Genomic DNA, 17,466 nt, shown 5'->3' with positions numbered 1-17,466 from the left:
TTGAAAAAATATTATATAATCTATGGGATGACTCTGTAGCTCAGATGGATAGAGCGGCTCCCTCCTAAGGAGTAGGCCATGCGTTCGAATCGCGTCAGGGTCACCATTCTTAATAAAATTAAAAGCAACGTAACGTTGCATCTAGATAAACACAATTCAGATTTTATAATTTTTTAGTTATTCTATAAACTTTATAATTACCTAGATACTTAAAAAGAAGATGAAATTTAAGAATTTCACCTTCTTTTTTTATTTTTATCCGTTAAATATATTTAATACATCGTTAAAAGTTATCAGAATAATAAGCCCAAATAAGATTATCATTCCCACCATATGGAATTTCTCCTCAAACTTTTTATTTACTTTTATACCTACCACTTCTAAAAGGACAAATATTATCCTTCCCCCATCTAGAGCAGGAAACGGAAGCAGATTAAAGAACCCTATATTTATTGAGAGAAGTGCCGTTAACCAAAATAAGATTCCCATCCCACCTTGACTGGCATCTCCTACAATCTTAACTATTCCCACAGGCCCTGATATCTCCTTAGCACTTACCTGCCCTGTGACAAGTTGTTTAAATCCTTTTAAGATCATTGTAAATAAATTTTTATAGGCAGTCCCGGATTCAGATACAGCATCTATAAACCCATATTTTTCGATACTATATTCTGGCAGTATCCCAATATAATAGTCGTTTCTCTGTTCATCAAAGGTAAGTTCAACTTCTTTTTTTATGATTTCTCCATCTCTTTTTATAAGAAATTCCATACTGCTGCTGTCTATCTCGCCGTTTACACGGCTTATATCTTCCCACCTGTCTATCTTATTTCCATCTATCTCCAGGATCTCATCTCCTGTTTTTAAATTTCCAAAAGATTTAGAAGTTTCTACCATATTTCCAATTACAGGTTTTTCATTTTGAACTGCCTTTCCGTTATAGAGTAAACTTCCAAAGACTATAATGTAAGCCAATATAAAGTTCATCACCACACCTGCAACCAAAACTACAAATCTTTGAAATGGCGATTTAGTGTTGAATCCGTCTTTTACTACAGATTCTACCTCCATCCCCTTGATATTTACAAATCCTCCAATAGGTATAGCTCTCAGACAATATCTCGTATGCAGTCCTTCATGGGAAAATAAAACAGGTCCCATTCCCAGGGAAAACTCCTCCACCGGCATCTTAAAATATTTAGCTGTCAAAAAATGCCCCAATTCATGAACCATTATTATGATTCCAAGTATAAGTATCGTTATTATTATATTCATCTAGACAACTCCTCACAAACTCTCAAAACTTCATTGCCAATCTCATCTATAGTTTTCAATTCTCCGCCTTTTACACACATTATTTCCTTCCACGAATATTTATTTGCTATATAGCACGCATTGTCGTGGGATTTCTGCATATATTCACGGTCATTTTCATGAATATCTTTTTTGTCTTCCCCTGTGATCTTATTTTTTCTTTTTTCCATCAATTTATATGCCATCTCAGTAGGCATATTTAAAAACACTACCATATCTGGTTTGGGTATCCCCATTTTTTCATATTCCAACTCAGTCAGCCACTCTAAATATCCATCTTTTTCCACCTTATCATCCATCTTAGATGCCTGATGGACCATATTAGAAGTTGTGTATCTGTCTGAGATGATTATTCCTCCATCGTTGTAGAACTTCTCCCAAATAGTCTTAAAAGATGCATATCTATCCACTGCAAACATAGTAGATACAGCATAGGTATTCACCTCTCCTACATTTTCTCCAAATTCACCATTTAAATACATCTTTACAGGTGCTGATGACGGGCTTTCATAGTTTGGGAAGGTAACTTTCATAACCTTCTTCCCCATTTTTTTATATTTTTCATACAATAATTCTGCTTGAGTCTGCTTCCCGCTGGAATCAGTTCCTTCTATTACTATTAATTTGCCCATTTCTACTCTCCTATAATCAATCTATTTTTTTCTAAGATGGGTCTCAATTCCTCTAGATAAATCTCTCCCATTTTTTTATACCCTGTTTCATCGGGATGGATACTATCGTACATATGTTTATTCCATACCCCTTTCCATATATCTTCTATAAGATATACGCCCTCTTTATCCTCTAACTCTTCAAAAATTTTATCAAATTCTTTTTTAGAATCATTTTTTAAAATATTAAAAATTAACTGGTTACCATAAAATTTAACTGCATAAACTCTTATATTTCTTTTTAGGAGTTCATCTGCAATATAGTTTAAATTCATTTTTGTTTCAGATGCATCTATTCCCTGGATCAGATCATTTGCTCCCAATTCTACTATGACCACATCCGGATTATAATCCAAGACATCAGTTTTAAACCTCTGGAGTGCAGATACTGTCGTATCCCCATTTATCCCCTTATTAATAACCTTTAATTTGAGTTTAGACTGTAAATAATCCGGGTAACTGCCCCCTGTAGGAGCACCATATCCAGCTGTTAAACTATCCCCGTAACAGATTAAAATACTTTCTTTAGTCAAATTAGTCTCACCTAAATCCTTATTTAAAAAATTATAACCCATATGGATGAAAACCACCACTACTAAAGTTATTATAACCTTATTCATGAGCTTCCCCCCTAATGATTATCTTTACTATCTCAGACTTACTCCAGGTTCTATAAGTAAAAAATCCTGTTCCTACCCCGGAAGACACTATAACTGCCATATTTTTTATTTTTTTATATCCGTAGATAACCTTATATTTAAGCATATACCCTAAATTTATAGGAAAAAACTGCCCTCCATGGGTATGTCCTGAAAGTTGTAGTTCTGCCCCTTCACTGATTGCTTCATCAAATTTTGGCCGATGATCCACTACAACTTTTGGACAAGCGGTTCTATAGATATTTTTTATTTTTTTTCTAGAGTGATTTGTCTCATCATCTCTAAAGATAAATTCTAATTTTTTTATTACAATCGATTCATCCCTCAAAATTTTAATTCCACACCTATCTAAATACTCTATATTTCTATCCAAATCACCTGTATAGTCATGATTCCCCAGTACACCGTAAACTCCATATTCAGATCTCATCTTTCTCAATATTTTATCAAATCCTCTACCTTCCAGATATTCCATATGGGACTCTATTGTATCTCCCCCTACCAATATACAATCTGCAGATAATTCATTTACTTTTTCAACTATCTCTTCCACATAATTTATAGACCTTAATTCGCTCAGATGAATATCCGATAGAAATACCAAATTTAATTCGGTGTCATAGTCAGATATTTCCACCGTGTATTCCTTTATATTTATTTTAATATAATTTTGGTATCCTCTACACATCAATAAAATATAGAATATAAGACTCAAAAAAAGAAATACAGGTGTCTTGACTATACTTCCCCATCCGAAAATTTCTAAACCAATGGCTGAAATAGTTATAAAACATAGGGTTTTATATATAAATAAATAATTGGCTACAACGATCTTTAATTTCTTCCTTAAATTTTCACTCTTTATCTCGGTGGTCCTTATTAAAAATAAAAAAGAACCTAGAAAAAATAATCCTCCTGCCAGATAACTCCCTGTCAATAAATACAAGAGATACACAACAAAGGGCATAGGTAGATAATATACAATTAATTTCAACATATTCCTCTCCTATTTTTGAGCTGTAGAGTCGTTAATTTAGCTTTTCCTATTGATAAGTTTTAATTATTCTTGTGGCTTCTTTCCTTGCCCAGCTATCAGCTTTTATAACTGCTTCTAAGGTATCCACTGGATGCACTTCATGGTTATCCATGGTATTTTTTATAACTTTATAGACCTCTAAAAATTTAATATTTCCATTTATAAATTGATCTACAGCTATTTCATTGGCCGCATTATAGACTGCCGGCATAGACTGCCCTGTTCTTCCTGCAAAATATGCATACTCTACACCTTTAAATACATCGTTATCTACCTCATCAAAGGTAAGGTTGGAGAGTGTTTTAAAATTTAAACTTTCCAAGACCCTATTAGATACTCTGTCTGGATAAGTAAAAGCATATTGGATAGGCACCTTCATATCCGGAACCCCTAATTGAGCTATTACAGACATATCATTAAATTCCACCATTGAATGAATTATACTCTGTGGGTGTACCAATACCTCTATATCATCATAGGAAACATTAAAGAGCTGATGTGCCTCTATAACTTCTAACCCTTTATTACAAAGGGTAGATGAATCTATAGTTATTTTTTTTCCCATGGACCAATTTGGATGTTTCAACGCATCTTCTACCTTTACATCCTTTAATTCTTCCAATGTTTTTCCCCTGAAAGTTCCCCCACTTGCTGTGATGATTATCTTATTTACCTCATTTTTTTTCCCACCTAAAAGAGACTGGTAGATAGCTGAATGTTCACTGTCTACAGGAATTATCTCTGCCTTATATTCCTTTAACATATTATTTATCAGATCCCCTGCTGCTACCATAGTTTCCTTATTAGCAAGGGCTATCCTTTTCTCTTTTTTTATCGCTTCTATAGTTGCTTCGATTCCTACTGCACCACTTACTGCTGTAAGGACTATATCTGCTTCATCTAAAGCTCCTAATTTTTTAAGCCCTTCATTTCCTAAATATACCTCTAGATCAGGATATTTTTTGACTATCTCTTCGTACCCATCTTGTGTCCCTATAGATACATAGGATGGTTTAAATTCCTCTATCTGTTCCATCAATAATTTATGGTTATAGTGAGCACTCATAGCAACCACATTAAATTCCGAACTTTTATTCCTAATTACTTCCAGTGCATTGGTTCCAATACTTCCAGTACTTCCTAATATTGTTATATTTTTAATCTTAATCAACCCCTTAGTTTATCACTCATCCTAACGGACACTATTTTTCTCAATCACCCTTAATATCTCCTATGAGATTCATATTTAAAAAGAATGAGAGTTTATTATTATATTATACAAAAAAAAAGGAGCTTTCGCTCTCTTTTTTTATTATCTAGGAATTTATAAAATTTATAAAATGAATAAAAGATTATAAAAACCTAAATTGTACTTGTTTGGATGCATACGTCACGTTGCTTTTTATAGGAAAAAATTAATATAATAATACATAAGCGGGAATACCCAGATTAAACTATCATATCTGTCTAAGATCCCCCCATGTCCACCTAATATTTTACCTGAATCTTTTACACCAAATTCTCTTTTGAATACCGATTCTGCTAAATCACCGATTTGACCGGTTACAGCCACCAATATAGGGACTATTATCAGATGAATCCCTGATATATTCAGATCTTTAAATAGGAATGCTTTTATGAGTAACATAGTTATCACGGTAAATATTATCGACCCCAAAGAACCCTCTATGGATTTTTTAGGACTTATCTCACAGAGTCCACGAGAAAAGAATTTTCTTCCAAACTTTACTCCTACAAGGTATGCAAATGTATCCGATATCCAGACCAGTATTTGAATGGTCATCAGCCACTTACTTCCATTTAACATATATTTTATAGGAACTATATGGGAAAATAAAAATCCTACATAGAGTACTCCTAACATTGTATATCCTATATAGCTGCTGCTGCCCTCTACTTTATTTTGATATATTCTGATAAACATCAGGATAAATATTCCCAAAATAAGAACCATTGTTCCTCTGGACATATCCACATTATTTCCAATAAATTTCCCCAGTAAATCTTTACTCGATGATATACTAGAATACAATGCCAGTGGTATTGCTCCTCCAAGTATTATCCCCGCAGCCTTATTTACAATTACTCCTTTAGATTCCATCATTTGATAGATCTCATATATTCCTATCCCAATTAAAAGCACTGTAAATGCCATAAAACTCTTATCTCCATAGAGGTATACATATACCGTCAGAGGAACCAATATTAAAGCCACCAATATCCTATTTAACATCTTTTACTCCTCCAAATCTTCTGTCTCTATTTTTAAAATTTTCTATCGCCCTGTCAAATTCTTTCTCATCAAAATCAGGCCACAATACATCTGTTACATATATTTCTGAATAAGCCATCTGCCAAAGTAAAAAATTAGATATTCTGAATTCCCCGCTGGTTCTTATAACTAGCTCAGGGTCCGGTATATCGGAATAAAGATAATCTTTAAAGTTCTCTTCATTGATATTTTTTTCTCCAGATTCAATTATTTTTTTCACTGCATCTATTATTTCCGATCTTCCTCCATAGTTAAAACAGATATTAAAGGTCAATCCGTCATTACCTGCAGTCAATTCTTCTACTTCAGATATAGCACTTAGAAGTTTAGGAGATACCCCTTCTTTTCTTCCTGTAACTATCAGTCTTATGTTATCTCTTAACATATTTTTAGCTTCAGCTTTTAGATATTTTTGAAAGATATCCATAAGAGCATCCACCTCTTTTTGAGGTCTTTTCCAATTTTCTGTAGAAAAAGCATATACAGACAAATATTTAATTCCTATATTCCCTGCGTGCTCTATTATTGCTTTTATCCTTTTAGCACCTTCACGATGCCCGACAAATCTAGGCAGGTGCCTATTTTGAGCCCATCTTCCATTTCCATCCATTATAATTGCTATATGTTTTGGTATCATCTATCTCCCCTTAACTTTAATACATTCTATTCTTTATATTCTATCATATTACTTCCTATTTTTCTACTTTGGAACTCTAAGGAGAACTATTCCCTGTCTATAACTTCTAGAATAGCATTTAAGTCTCTCATGTTATTTTTAACACACTTTATCCCCTCATCGATGGCCTCCCTTGCCCGATAGAACTCCAGTGGTTTGATACGAGCCAACTTAGGAGAAAGAAGGATATCCGGCGGATCTTCTCCCATACGGCTTTTGGTTATTCTATCCTGGGTTATATTAATTGAGCTGGCTATAGCATCAAATAAATTTGGAGGAGATTCATTATTTTCATCTGTATCAAATATAGAAGGCGTATACTCTCTGACCAAATTATTTATCTTACTTATCATTCCCGATCTTTTTTTAGGAGGGGGAGATTTTTTAAAATGTTTTCCAACAATGTCACCATTTAAATCCACAGCTATTACTATGTCAGCTCCCAAAGCACGACATGTAGATACTGGTACAGGATTCACCAATCCCCCATCTACAAGCCACCTGTCATTGGTTTTTATAGCAGGAAATAATCCCGGCAACGAAACTGAAGACCAAACTGCTTCTAAAACCGACCCTTTAGTTAACCATATTTCCTTCCCGGTCTCTAAATCTGTTGCTACAGCTGCATATTGTTTACTAAATTCTTCTATGCTGGCATTATCAGATGCTACATATTTATTTAAAAAATGATGAAGTCTGTGGGTATCAATAAATCCATTCAAAGACATATTTATCTCAAAAAATTTAGCCACCTCAAATTTAGTCAGTGAGCATGCCCATTCTTCTAAATTTTCAAGATTATTTGACAGATAAGATGCTCCAACCACTGCACCTATAGAAGTCCCGCACACAATATCCGGCACGATCCCCAGATCAGCCAGAGCCTTTATTATACCTATATGTGCCCATCCGCGGGATGAGCCGCTTCCCAGAGCTAAACCTATCTTCATTTTTCTCACCACCTTGAACATTCTTTTATACTATAATATATACTTCTTTATACTATATATTTCACTATAAATTTTGTTGTGTCAAAAAAAGAATCGAGAATTAATTCTCGATTCTTTCTTATAAAATTATTTCAACACCAAAATGATCCGAAACTACCTTTTTATTTTTCCCATTGAAAATAACATTACTCGAGTATATTTTCATAGGTGTTCCTGCTAAAATTAAATCCAGTCTTTTTTTAGATGAGTTATTCTCCCATCCTGCAATTTCCCCTGGGACAGTGCAGCCATCATCTTTTATTTCAGCTGTTATAAAAGTATCTATCAAACCATCCTTTATTAAAAAATCATACCCCTCTCCACTTACATTGGCATCATTGTTGAAATCTCCCATAAAAAATACTTTATTATCTGTATTTTTTAAAATTTCTAATATTTTTTCCCCCTGATATCTAAAAGGTTCTTCTTCATCATTCCACCATCCTGTATGGCAGCTGTAAAAAGTGTAGATCTCATCATGCAGATCAATAGATCCGCCTACAATTTTTCTACTTTTCCAGTTTTCTATACTGCTGCTTTGGGAAATGTATATACTTTCAGATTTAATAAAGGGCTCCTTACTCAAAAGAGCTACTCCCTCTTCATATATATCATACCCATAGTGGGAAAAGTCCCAGATAAAATTATAAGCTTTTCCTAACTTCTTTATCTCTTCAACCAGTAGAAGTGCAAAGTTATCTTCCCTTATATTATCATAAATTATCTGACTATCCCTATGCTGGCTGACTTCCTGAAGAGCTACGACATCATAGTTTTTTTCATATATAGTCTCAGCCAGATACTTGATCTTCTCCAGCTGATCCTCCTCCTGCCACGAATGGCAGTTTAATGTAAGAATTTTCATTTTTATCCCCTATTAATTTAAAACATCAATTATTTTATTTTTAATGTTATCAGCTTTAGGACCATAGATAGCCTGGATCCCGTTTCCTTTTACTATCAGTCCAATGGCTCCTGCTTTTTTCCACATCGACTCTTCCTTCACCAAGGCGTTATCCTTTACAGACACACGTAATCTAGTCATACAGGCATCTACCTCTGCTATGTTAGATCCTCCTCCTAAAAGGTCGATAATTGTTTCAATCAACGTATCATTGCTTTGATTAACTTTTTTATCTCCGCTTTCTTCTACTTCTTCATCTAGATAGTTCCCTTTTCTTCCTGGTGTAGGTAGGTCAAATTTTTTGATTAAAAAGTTTACAATGAAGAAATTCAATCCGAAGAACCCGACACAACTTGCCACGAAATTTATTAGGTCTCTTCCAATTCCAGCATGAATCATTAGAGGTGTTCTAGTAAGCAGCTCTAAGAATCCAAAAGCTTGTATTCTTAAATCAATAATATCTGTCAATGCAAATGCTAAACCAGTTAATATTGCATGAGCCACATATAAAATAGGTGCTACAAACATAAACATAAATTCGATAGGTTCCGTTACTCCTGTTAAAAATACAGCTAATATGGCTGAAAAGAATATCATCTTATATTTATGCTTCTTATCATTGTCTACGTTTTTATACATAGCTAATGAAAATCCTAATAGTGATGCTGATGATAAAATAACCTGTCCGGCTTTAAACCTAGCCGGCACAACCGATTTCAATAATTCCTTGTACGCGTCTGCATTCCCTAGTTCTTTCAAGTTATTTAAATCTGTAATCCAAGCTAACCAGATAGGATCCTGACCGGCAATTACTGCACCGACTTCCGATCCGGTTAATACCTGATATGTCCCTCCTAACTCCGTGTAATTCATTGGAATAGTTAACATATGATGCAGACCAAATGGTAACAGCATTCTCTCTAATGCCCCATAGACAAAGGGAGCAATTACTGGAGCTGTATCTCTAGATGTTGCAATCCAATTTCCAAACATATTAAGAGAATATTGAATAAACGGCCATGTAAATGATAAGAAAAATGCCATTATAACTGAACCGAATATTACCATAAAGGGCACAAACCTTTTACCATTAAAGAATGCCAATGGTTCTGGTAAACCATCAAAATCATAAAACCTATTGTATAGAGCGGCTCCTAAGAACCCGGTGATTATTCCTATAAATACTCCCATATTTAAAGCCGGAGCTCCTAATACTGTTGTAAAAAAATCTTTCACTAATAATTCTTTCCCACCGAATACACTGATAGTTGCAGTAGGATCACTCATCATCCCACCATTAACACCAAATATTGTTCCTGTAAGTCTATTTGTTAAAATAAACGCCAGTACCGCTGCAAAAGCTCCTCCGGCTCTTTCTTTAGCCCAAGATCCACCAATAGCTGCTGCAAATAACAGGTGTAAATTTACAATTATTCCCCAACCAATATCTTCCATTACCCTTCCAATTAAATCTATTCCTAAAAATGTAGTCGTTAATTTCCCCAGTGAAATCATAAGCCCGGCTGCAGGCATTACTGCAATAACTACCATTAAACACTTTCCAAATTTCTGCCAAAAATCAAATGAACCGAATTTAAATTTTTTCATCTTTCCCCCCTTTTGTTTTTTATTTCAACGTGTAAACTCTGCACTCATAAGGCTTCAATAATAATTCATATGTTGTCTTATGATCCTCTACTTTATAGTTATTCAATACAAGATTTTTAGAATTTAAAGGATAATTTTCCTCTTTAAACTCACATATTGCTTCAGTTAAATTACAAATTACAATATAACCTTTCCCATCCACTAATCTTGTATAACTATATATTTTTTCATCTGATTCAATCAGACAATTATAGTCTCCATATAAAATCTCTTTTGAGTTTTTTCTCAACTCAATCATTTTTTTATAAAAGTTTAAAACTGAATCTTCGTCCTCTAAATCATTTTTTACATTTATACAACTATGATTTTCATTTATCTTTATCCAAGGAGTACCACTGGTAAATCCGGCATTTTGACCATCATCCCACTGCATAGGTGTCCTTGCATTATCCCTAGAAGAACTTTTTAAATTTTCTATATTTTCTTCAGTTGCTTTATTATCTAAAACTAACTCTTTGTATTCATTCATGATTCTAACGTCGTTATAATCATCTATCCTAGGGTAAGAAATATTTGTCATTCCTATCTCCTGACCTTGATATATAAAAGGTGTCCCTTTTTGTAAAAAATACATTGCAGCAAATGATTTTGCACACTGGACTCTATACTTTTCATCATTTCCCAGTGTAGAGATAGATCTGGGAATATCATGATTTTCAATATACAATGCATTCCACCCTATGTCATTTACTGTGTTTTGCCATTTACTCAATATTTTTTTATATCTTTTTACGTCAAACGCTTTATTTCCACAACTATTCCATAGATCTAAATGCTCAAATTGAAAGATCATATTAAATTTCCCATCTTTTGAACATACCCAATCCTTGATATCTTTACTATTGTGAGAACTAACGCCATTTGCTTCACCAACAGTTACGATGTCATATTTTTCAAATGTTTTTTCTTTAAGTTCATCTAAATATTTATGAATTCCATTTTGATTCATATGTTTATCAAAAGAAGATACATATTTTAATCCATCTGGATTAGGCATGTCTTTAAGGCCGTCTTCTTTTTTTATATGACTTATTGCGTCTACTCTAAATCCATCTATTCCTTTTTCTAACCACCAGTTGATCATACTGTAGATCTCTTCTCTCATCTCTTTATTTTCCCAGTTTAAATCAGGCTGTTTCTTAGAAAAAAGATGAAGATAGTATTGCTCTCTTTCTTTTGAGTGTTCCCAGGCAGAACCGCTGAAAATACTTTCCCAGTTATTTGGTTCTTTTTCACCCTTACCATCACGCCAGATATACCAATCTCTTTTTGGATTATCTTTTGAAGATGCCGATTCTACAAACCACGGATGTTCATCACTTGTATGATTTATCACCAAGTCTATAATAAGTTTCATATCTCTATCTTTAACTTCTTTTAATAGTTCGTCGAAGTCTTCCATTGTTCCAAATTCTTCTAATATCTCTTTATAATCACTGATGTCATATCCATTGTCATCATTTGGTGATTTATACATAGGACATATCCAAATAATGTCTATTCCCAAGTCTTTTAAATAATCTAATTTAGAAATAAGTCCCTGTAAATCACCTATTCCGTCTCCGTTGGAATCTTTAAAACTTCTAGGATATACCTGGTACCCTATAGCTTCCTTCCACCATTTTTTATCCATAGTTCCTCCTAGTTGCGCAAACGTTTGCGCAAATAAATAAAAATTTAAACATCCACACATAGATATTTTATAGATAATTTATATCATATTTTTTTTTCATTGTCTAGTTAAATATAATGAAAAATGTACTCAAATAAATACATTTTTCTATTTTATGCACACTTTTCTATAAGAAAAGGGCGATTCCACCTTTAATCCCTGCATCATTTCCTAGTTCTCCTAATTTGATTTCTAAATTTTTCAAAGTTACCGGCATAGCATATTGTTTTAATTTTTCCTTAACTACGTCTAAAAGTATCTTTCCTGCTAACGCAACTCCACCTGACAAAATAATAATTTCCGGGTTTATTACATTTAATAAATTTCCTATTCCCATACCTAAATAATTTCCTACATAATTAACTATTTCCATAGAAAATTCATCTCCAGCTTTAGCGCAATCAAAGACATCTTTAGCTTCTAATTTTTCCATATCCCCATCTAAGCTCTTATATAAAAGGTTATTTTTATTTACAGCCAGACGTGACTTAGCTTCTCTGATTACTCCGGTGGCAGATGCATAAGTTTCAAAACAACCTCTTTGACCGCATCCACATAATTTTCCATTTTCAACTAATTTCATATGACCAATCTCTCCACCAGCACCATTCATTCCGGAAACTAATTTAGAATTTACTACTATTCCACCGCCAACTCCAGTTCCAAGAGCCACTGTAATACTGCTGGTACTTCCTTTTCCTGCTCCAAACTTACTCTCTCCAATGGCTATCATATTTACATCATTTTCTAATTTTGTCGATACACCTGAGATTTTTTCCATTGCTTCACTGATATTTACATTAGCTTCCCAGTCAAAATTAGCAAAAAAAGCTACGATCTCTTGATCTATTACAGGCCCTGGAATCCCTATTCCTATTCCACCCATCTTTTCTTTACTTATTTTTTTTTGATCCATTAGTTTTTCTATTGTTTCCCATATCCTCTTCAATGTTATTTCCATACCTTTTTCCGAAAACGTTTTTATTGTTTCCTTTGTTAAAATTTCACCGTTTTCATCTAAAAGGCCTATTTTTGTATTTGTCCCTCCTAAATCTACTCCTGCATAATATTTCAATATTATTCCTCCTCTATGTCTCTTAATTTTGATCTAACAATTTTATTATTACTTTTATTACTTTTATTAAGTTTTGATATGAGTAAACTCATGGCTTCTTTTCCAAGTTTTAATGCATTTATATCAACAGATGAAAATTTAGGTCCAAAGTTTCCCAGTGGATCAATATTATTAAATCCTATTATCTTTATATCCTTTATATTTCTTTCAATTAAATATCTTTGAACACCAAAAGCTAAGATATCATCGGTACATATTATTGCTGTTAAATTTTTATTTGAAAGTAATTTTTCAGCCCCGCTATAACCATTTTCCCTGCTAAAATCAGTTTTATATATAATTTCTGCATCTATATTTTCCCTTTTACACTCCTCTTTAAACCCTTTTTCTCTGTTAATGGATACAGTCCAATTTTTTTTTGCCCCAAGATAACCTATATTCCTATGACCATCTAAGATTAATTTTCTTACAAGATGTTTTGTAGTTTCTTCGTTGTTATTATCTACCCAGAGAATGTTGGCAGAATCAATTTTTTCCGGCCGGCCGATTACTACACATGGAAATTCATGTTTTTCTAAATACTCAAGACATTCATCTTTTTTTCTGGTAGTCAGCAGGCATATCCCATCCACTATATTAGATGAAATAAAGTTTTTTACTGCTTCTAATTCATTGTCTTTATTTTTTCCAAAGGCATACATAATATGATATTTATGTTTTTCTGCAGCTATACTTATTCCCTTCATAGCTTGAATATAAAAGGGATTGGAAAAGAGGGAGTCAGCTTCATGGGGCATGACTACACCAATTATCTTAGTTTGTTTATTCACCAAACTTCTAGCTAGTATATTCGGTGTATACCCTAATTTTTCAATGGAGTTTAGAACCCTTATCCTGGTTGCTTCTCCTATCCTGGAAGTATTAGATATTACTCTGGATACTGTAGAAGGAGCTACTCCTGCATCCTTAGCTACATCTTTTATGGTTACTTTCATTTTCTCAGCCTCCTTTCTAAAAGATTATCATTTTTTTTTAAAAAATAAAACTTTATTTTTTATTTCAAACCTTTAGAAGCATATTTTTTTTACTAAATTATGTAAAAAAAAGGTGCCCTGGGATTATAATACCTTTAAAGTTCCGATTAAATAAAAAGCATTTATGTTATTATTTAATTGAGAACTTTAGGAGGTATTTTTTTATGTCAAAAAATAGAAAATGGAGCTACGAATTAAAAGTTGAAATCTGTAAACGCTTAATTGCAGGTGAATCATATTCTTATTTAGCTAAAGAATATAACGTTAAAAGTACTGGAATGTTAGCGAATTGGAAGAAATCCTATTTAGATGGAACCCTTACTAAAGATAGCAAACAGGGACGAAAAAAATGTGAAGTTGATGATGTTGAAATTTTAAAAAAGTGCTTTGCTCAATTGATGAAAATCCGTTCAAAATAACTAATATTGAAAAATATCAAATTATTGATTCTCTTAAAAAAGTTTATACTATTGAAAAATTAGCTAGTTTATTAAATATAACTTCTAGAGCTTATAGAAAATGGATTTCAAAGGGAAAACCTATAGCTAATAATTTTAATGACGACCACGCGGAATTAATATTAGTTGAGCATTTAAACAATTTTGAAGTCTATGGCACGCTGAGGCTTAAATACCATTTGTTGAAAAAACTTAATGTAAATTTTAACCATAAGAAGATCTTAAGATATAAAAATATCTTAAATTTAAAAACAATCACGCGCAAAAAGAAATCTATAAGTAGAAGAATTCAAGTTAAAAGAAATAAGTCTTATATGGCTGAAAATCTTTTAAACTGTAACTTTAAAGCAGAAAAACCCCGTAGTAAATATTCAACAGATGTTAGTTATATAAATTGTTCTGATGGTAGGTTATACCTTTCAGCTATAAAAGATTTGTATTCTAAGCAAATTATCTCATATGATTTATCTAATAAAAATGACACCGATCTTATAATAAACACTTTAAAGGGAGTTAACCTTAGGGGGAGCATTCTCCATTCCGATCAGGGGTCATTATATCATAGCTGGAGTTATAGGAATCACTTAGAAAAGAATGAGTGTTTAAGGAGTATGTCGCGCCCAGGTGCATGTTGGGAAAACTCCCCAATAGAAAATTGGTTTTCCCAATTAAAAGAAGAACAATTACGAAGGATAGGAAAGCAGTCTAAATCTGAGACAAGAAAAAGTAGAAAAAAATACGTTCAGTGGTACAACACTGAACGCATTCAAAAAGATTTAAACTACCAATCACCTATTCAATTTTTAAATTCGAATTAGTTTTTTTATTAATCGGAACTTGACAGGGTATAGTATCCTGGGGCACCTTTTTTTAAACAAATAAATTTATAAGTAATGATGTCAGGATGAGCATAAATGCCCCTCCAATCCTAGATGATATCTGTGAAAATGGCAACAATTCCATTCTATTAGCAGCTGATAATACTGCGATATCTCCTGTACCACCCATGTTTGCCATACATAATCCTGCTGTTATAGTTCCTTCGATCATGTAGAATCCTAACATACGACCAACTATTGCAGTCCCTATCATAGCACCTACTATAGTTGTAACTACCAACAATAGATAAGTTAAACTAAATGCACTGATTACTGCTCCTAAATCTGTGTACGCTATCCCGATCCCTACTAATAGTGCCAGTGTAAAATTTTTCATTACAAATTGAAACCATGTTGTTGCTGCTTCCTCATGCTCTCTTTTTAAAATACCTGTCAACTTAGCAAAAGCTACCGATAAGATCATAAGTGCATATGGATGCAGTGGTATATATTTTCCTAAAAGCTTTCCTAATACATAGAATGATGTGGCTATCAACAGACCTTTTCCTAGAGATGCATAGTCTACCTTTAACTCTTTTTCCTCTTCAATACCTACGTCATCCTGTCCCTTTAATAATTTCCCGTCACCTGAAAATTTCTTATGTTTTTTTCCTAATTTATTCAATATTCCTGCGCAAACTATTGCTACTGCATTACCTAATGCTACTGCTGGAACCATTATAGAAAGAAGCTTAGTGGGATCCTGCTCCATAGCTTTACCAAAAATTTGAGCCAGTGGTACAGCTCCTGCTCCCATTCCACCACCCATTATTGGGATAGCTATATAAAACACTGCATTGGTGAATCCATAACCCATCAATGCTCCTACTGTTCCAGTCATTAAGATCGATACAAATACTCCACCTATTATTACTGGAAGATATTTTAATCCAGCCTTTATCAATAGTTTCGTGTCCATACCTAATATACTACCTGTTATAAGGGCAGCTATATAAAAATTTAAAAATCCTCCACTTTTCATAAACGTTGCAGAAGAACTAACTACTGTTTCCGGTAAAACATTATATGTAACCAATGCTGCTGCTGCAAATATAGCTACTATAGGTCCACCACCAAAATAATCTTTTATAATAGGTGTCCTGTTACCTATTTCATTTAATAATACTCCCATTATCAGTAAAAAAGGTATCACACCTTCCATCCCTTTTGGCAGTGCTCCTGTAAATGCTGCACCTAATACTACTGCTGTTATAGGTATAAAATATTTCATCTCCAAACCTAATAATTTAAATTTTTTCTGTACCTTATCCTTAGACAAAACTGCTGTTTTCATCTTCTTCCCCCCTGTTTCATTTTTTATCTTTATTTTCTATATGTCTAGTATATTCCTTATTTTTTCCTAAAGATATAAAACAAAACTAAAAAAATAATTATTAAATTAAAAAAAGATTGCTAATTTAATCGCAATCTTTTTCTTAAAAATTATTTAATAGATTTTACCCTTTCAAGTTCCGTTCTAAGCTCCTCATATATAGAGGTATAGTTGATAGCCTTCATTCTTTCTGTTTCTGTTCTAAGTTCATTAAATAAAGATCCATATACCGCCGGATCGTCTATATCTTTAGCAGATTTAGATCCGTATGCTCCCTGAACTATATCTGTATTTTCAACTGTATACCCTTGATTTTCCAAAACTATCATAACAGAAGGAAGTGCAATATCATAATCAGCCTTTATTGTTTTGGTTCTCATCTGTGATCTCTGTAGCGGTGATACTTTAGGTGTATTTGAAGAACACCCTGAAAATAAATAGGAAAAAACTAGAATTAGGCTTAAAGGAAAAATTATTTTTAATTGAATAATTTAAATAAGATCATCTGGGAGGTCGTTTTTTATGATTAATAAATTAAAAGAAATCAAAGAATTAAGAAAAATAAGAAAATTAGCCGCTGAAGAAGAATTAAAGAGATTAGAAAAAGATTATAAATCTGAAAATAGAAATGGAAAAATAGATCAATTGGAGAAAGATTTAGAAGATCTAATTGATCTAGAAGACAAATTCAACCAAAAATCGTAAGTAATTTTTTTAGGATACAAAGTAAAAGGACACTAATTTTAGTGTCCTTTTACCTTTAATTTCATTGAGTCTAACCATAACTATATCTACGTTTGATTACT

18 protein-coding genes and 1 tRNA gene are annotated in these 17,466 nt (G+C 33.0%); 4 read left to right on the top strand and 15 right to left on the bottom strand.

The annotated features are described in order from the left end of the window. Positions 1 to 29: 29 nt before the first annotated feature. Positions 30 to 106, top strand: a tRNA-Arg gene (locus NRK67_08990). Between the two features lie 149 nt (positions 107 to 255). Here the strand turns inward: NRK67_08990 and rseP are convergent. The 13 genes from rseP to NRK67_08925 form a co-directional block, all read right to left on the bottom strand. After that, entirely contained in the window at positions 256 to 1,275 is a 1,020-nt protein-coding gene (gene rseP, locus NRK67_08985; GenBank protein UUV19547.1) for an RIP metalloprotease RseP, read from the bottom strand. Next, on the bottom strand, positions 1,272 to 1,946 hold the full coding sequence (locus NRK67_08980) for a deoxynucleoside kinase (protein ID UUV19546.1): 675 nt from the start codon (positions 1,944 to 1,946) through the stop codon (positions 1,272 to 1,274). Before NRK67_08980 ends, rseP begins: the two co-directional genes overlap by 4 nt. 2 nt (positions 1,947 to 1,948) lie before the next feature. Beyond that, positions 1,949 to 2,605, bottom strand: a complete 657-nt coding sequence (locus NRK67_08975; protein UUV19545.1) for a GDSL-type esterase/lipase family protein — start codon at positions 2,603 to 2,605, stop codon at positions 1,949 to 1,951. Further along, positions 2,598 to 3,641, bottom strand: a complete 1,044-nt coding sequence (locus tag NRK67_08970) for a metallophosphoesterase (protein UUV19544.1) — start codon at positions 3,639 to 3,641, stop codon at positions 2,598 to 2,600. Before NRK67_08970 ends, NRK67_08975 begins: the two co-directional genes overlap by 8 nt. Positions 3,642 to 3,687: 46 nt before the next feature. After that, a complete protein-coding gene (locus tag NRK67_08965) occupies positions 3,688 to 4,851 on the bottom strand; it encodes a 1-deoxy-D-xylulose-5-phosphate reductoisomerase (GenBank protein UUV19543.1) in 1,164 nt (387 codons plus the stop codon). Between the two features lie 231 nt (positions 4,852 to 5,082). Beyond that, entirely contained in the window at positions 5,083 to 5,934 is an 852-nt protein-coding gene (locus tag NRK67_08960) for a phosphatidate cytidylyltransferase (protein UUV19542.1), read from the bottom strand. Next, positions 5,924 to 6,610 (bottom strand): isoprenyl transferase, encoded by a 687-nt coding sequence (locus NRK67_08955; protein UUV19541.1) that lies wholly within the window; start codon positions 6,608 to 6,610, stop codon positions 5,924 to 5,926. The genes NRK67_08960 and NRK67_08955 overlap by 11 nt, the downstream gene beginning before the upstream one ends. 86 nt (positions 6,611 to 6,696) lie before the next feature. Continuing rightward, positions 6,697 to 7,599 (bottom strand): patatin-like phospholipase family protein, encoded by a 903-nt coding sequence (locus NRK67_08950; protein ID UUV19540.1) that lies wholly within the window; start codon positions 7,597 to 7,599, stop codon positions 6,697 to 6,699. Between the two features lie 118 nt (positions 7,600 to 7,717). Beyond that, a complete protein-coding gene (locus NRK67_08945; protein UUV19539.1) occupies positions 7,718 to 8,503 on the bottom strand; it encodes an endonuclease/exonuclease/phosphatase family protein in 786 nt (261 codons plus the stop codon). 12 nt (positions 8,504 to 8,515) lie between these two features. Next, positions 8,516 to 10,150, bottom strand: a complete 1,635-nt coding sequence (locus tag NRK67_08940; protein UUV19538.1) for a PTS transporter subunit IIBC — start codon at positions 10,148 to 10,150, stop codon at positions 8,516 to 8,518. A gap of 19 nt (positions 10,151 to 10,169) precedes the next feature. After that, positions 10,170 to 11,843: an alpha-glucosidase gene (locus NRK67_08935; GenBank protein UUV19537.1), complete on the bottom strand. Its 1,674-nt coding sequence runs from the start codon at positions 11,841 to 11,843 to the stop codon at positions 10,170 to 10,172. A gap of 166 nt (positions 11,844 to 12,009) precedes the next feature. Beyond that, entirely contained in the window at positions 12,010 to 12,957 is a 948-nt protein-coding gene (locus NRK67_08930) for an ROK family glucokinase (GenBank protein UUV19536.1), read from the bottom strand. A 2-nt stretch (positions 12,958 to 12,959) separates the two neighbouring features. After that, a complete protein-coding gene (locus NRK67_08925; protein UUV19535.1) occupies positions 12,960 to 13,952 on the bottom strand; it encodes a LacI family DNA-binding transcriptional regulator in 993 nt (330 codons plus the stop codon). A 203-nt stretch (positions 13,953 to 14,155) separates the two neighbouring features. Between NRK67_08925 and NRK67_08920 the strand changes: the two genes are divergently transcribed. Further along, positions 14,156 to 14,410: a transposase gene (locus tag NRK67_08920; GenBank protein UUV19534.1), complete on the top strand. Its 255-nt coding sequence runs from the start codon at positions 14,156 to 14,158 to the stop codon at positions 14,408 to 14,410. Continuing rightward, positions 14,374 to 15,267, top strand: a complete 894-nt coding sequence (locus NRK67_08915) for an IS3 family transposase (GenBank protein ID UUV19533.1) — start codon at positions 14,374 to 14,376, stop codon at positions 15,265 to 15,267. Before NRK67_08920 ends, NRK67_08915 begins: the two co-directional genes overlap by 37 nt. A 52-nt stretch (positions 15,268 to 15,319) precedes the next feature. On the opposite strand, the gene NRK67_08910 is transcribed toward NRK67_08915, so the two are convergent. Together NRK67_08910 and NRK67_08905 are read right to left on the bottom strand one after the other, a co-directional pair. Further along, a complete protein-coding gene (locus tag NRK67_08910; GenBank protein ID UUV19532.1) occupies positions 15,320 to 16,621 on the bottom strand; it encodes a 2-hydroxycarboxylate transporter family protein in 1,302 nt (433 codons plus the stop codon). Positions 16,622 to 16,770: 149 nt separating this feature from the next. Beyond that, entirely contained in the window at positions 16,771 to 17,040 is a 270-nt protein-coding gene (locus NRK67_08905; GenBank protein ID UUV19531.1) for a hypothetical protein, read from the bottom strand. A gap of 142 nt (positions 17,041 to 17,182) precedes the next feature. On the opposite strand from NRK67_08905, the gene NRK67_08900 reads away from it, so the two are divergent. Beyond that, the gene (locus NRK67_08900) at positions 17,183 to 17,365 is read left to right on the top strand and encodes a hypothetical protein (GenBank protein UUV19530.1); all 183 of its coding nucleotides are present in this window, start codon (positions 17,183 to 17,185) and stop codon (positions 17,363 to 17,365) included. Positions 17,366 to 17,466 lie beyond the last annotated feature (101 nt).

Source organism: Fusobacteria bacterium ZRK30 (genome assembly GCA_024628785.1).
In the GTDB taxonomy this organism is placed as follows: domain Bacteria; phylum Fusobacteriota; class Fusobacteriia; order Fusobacteriales; family Fusobacteriaceae; genus Psychrilyobacter.
This window is presented reverse-complemented; position numbering and strand designations above follow the sequence as displayed.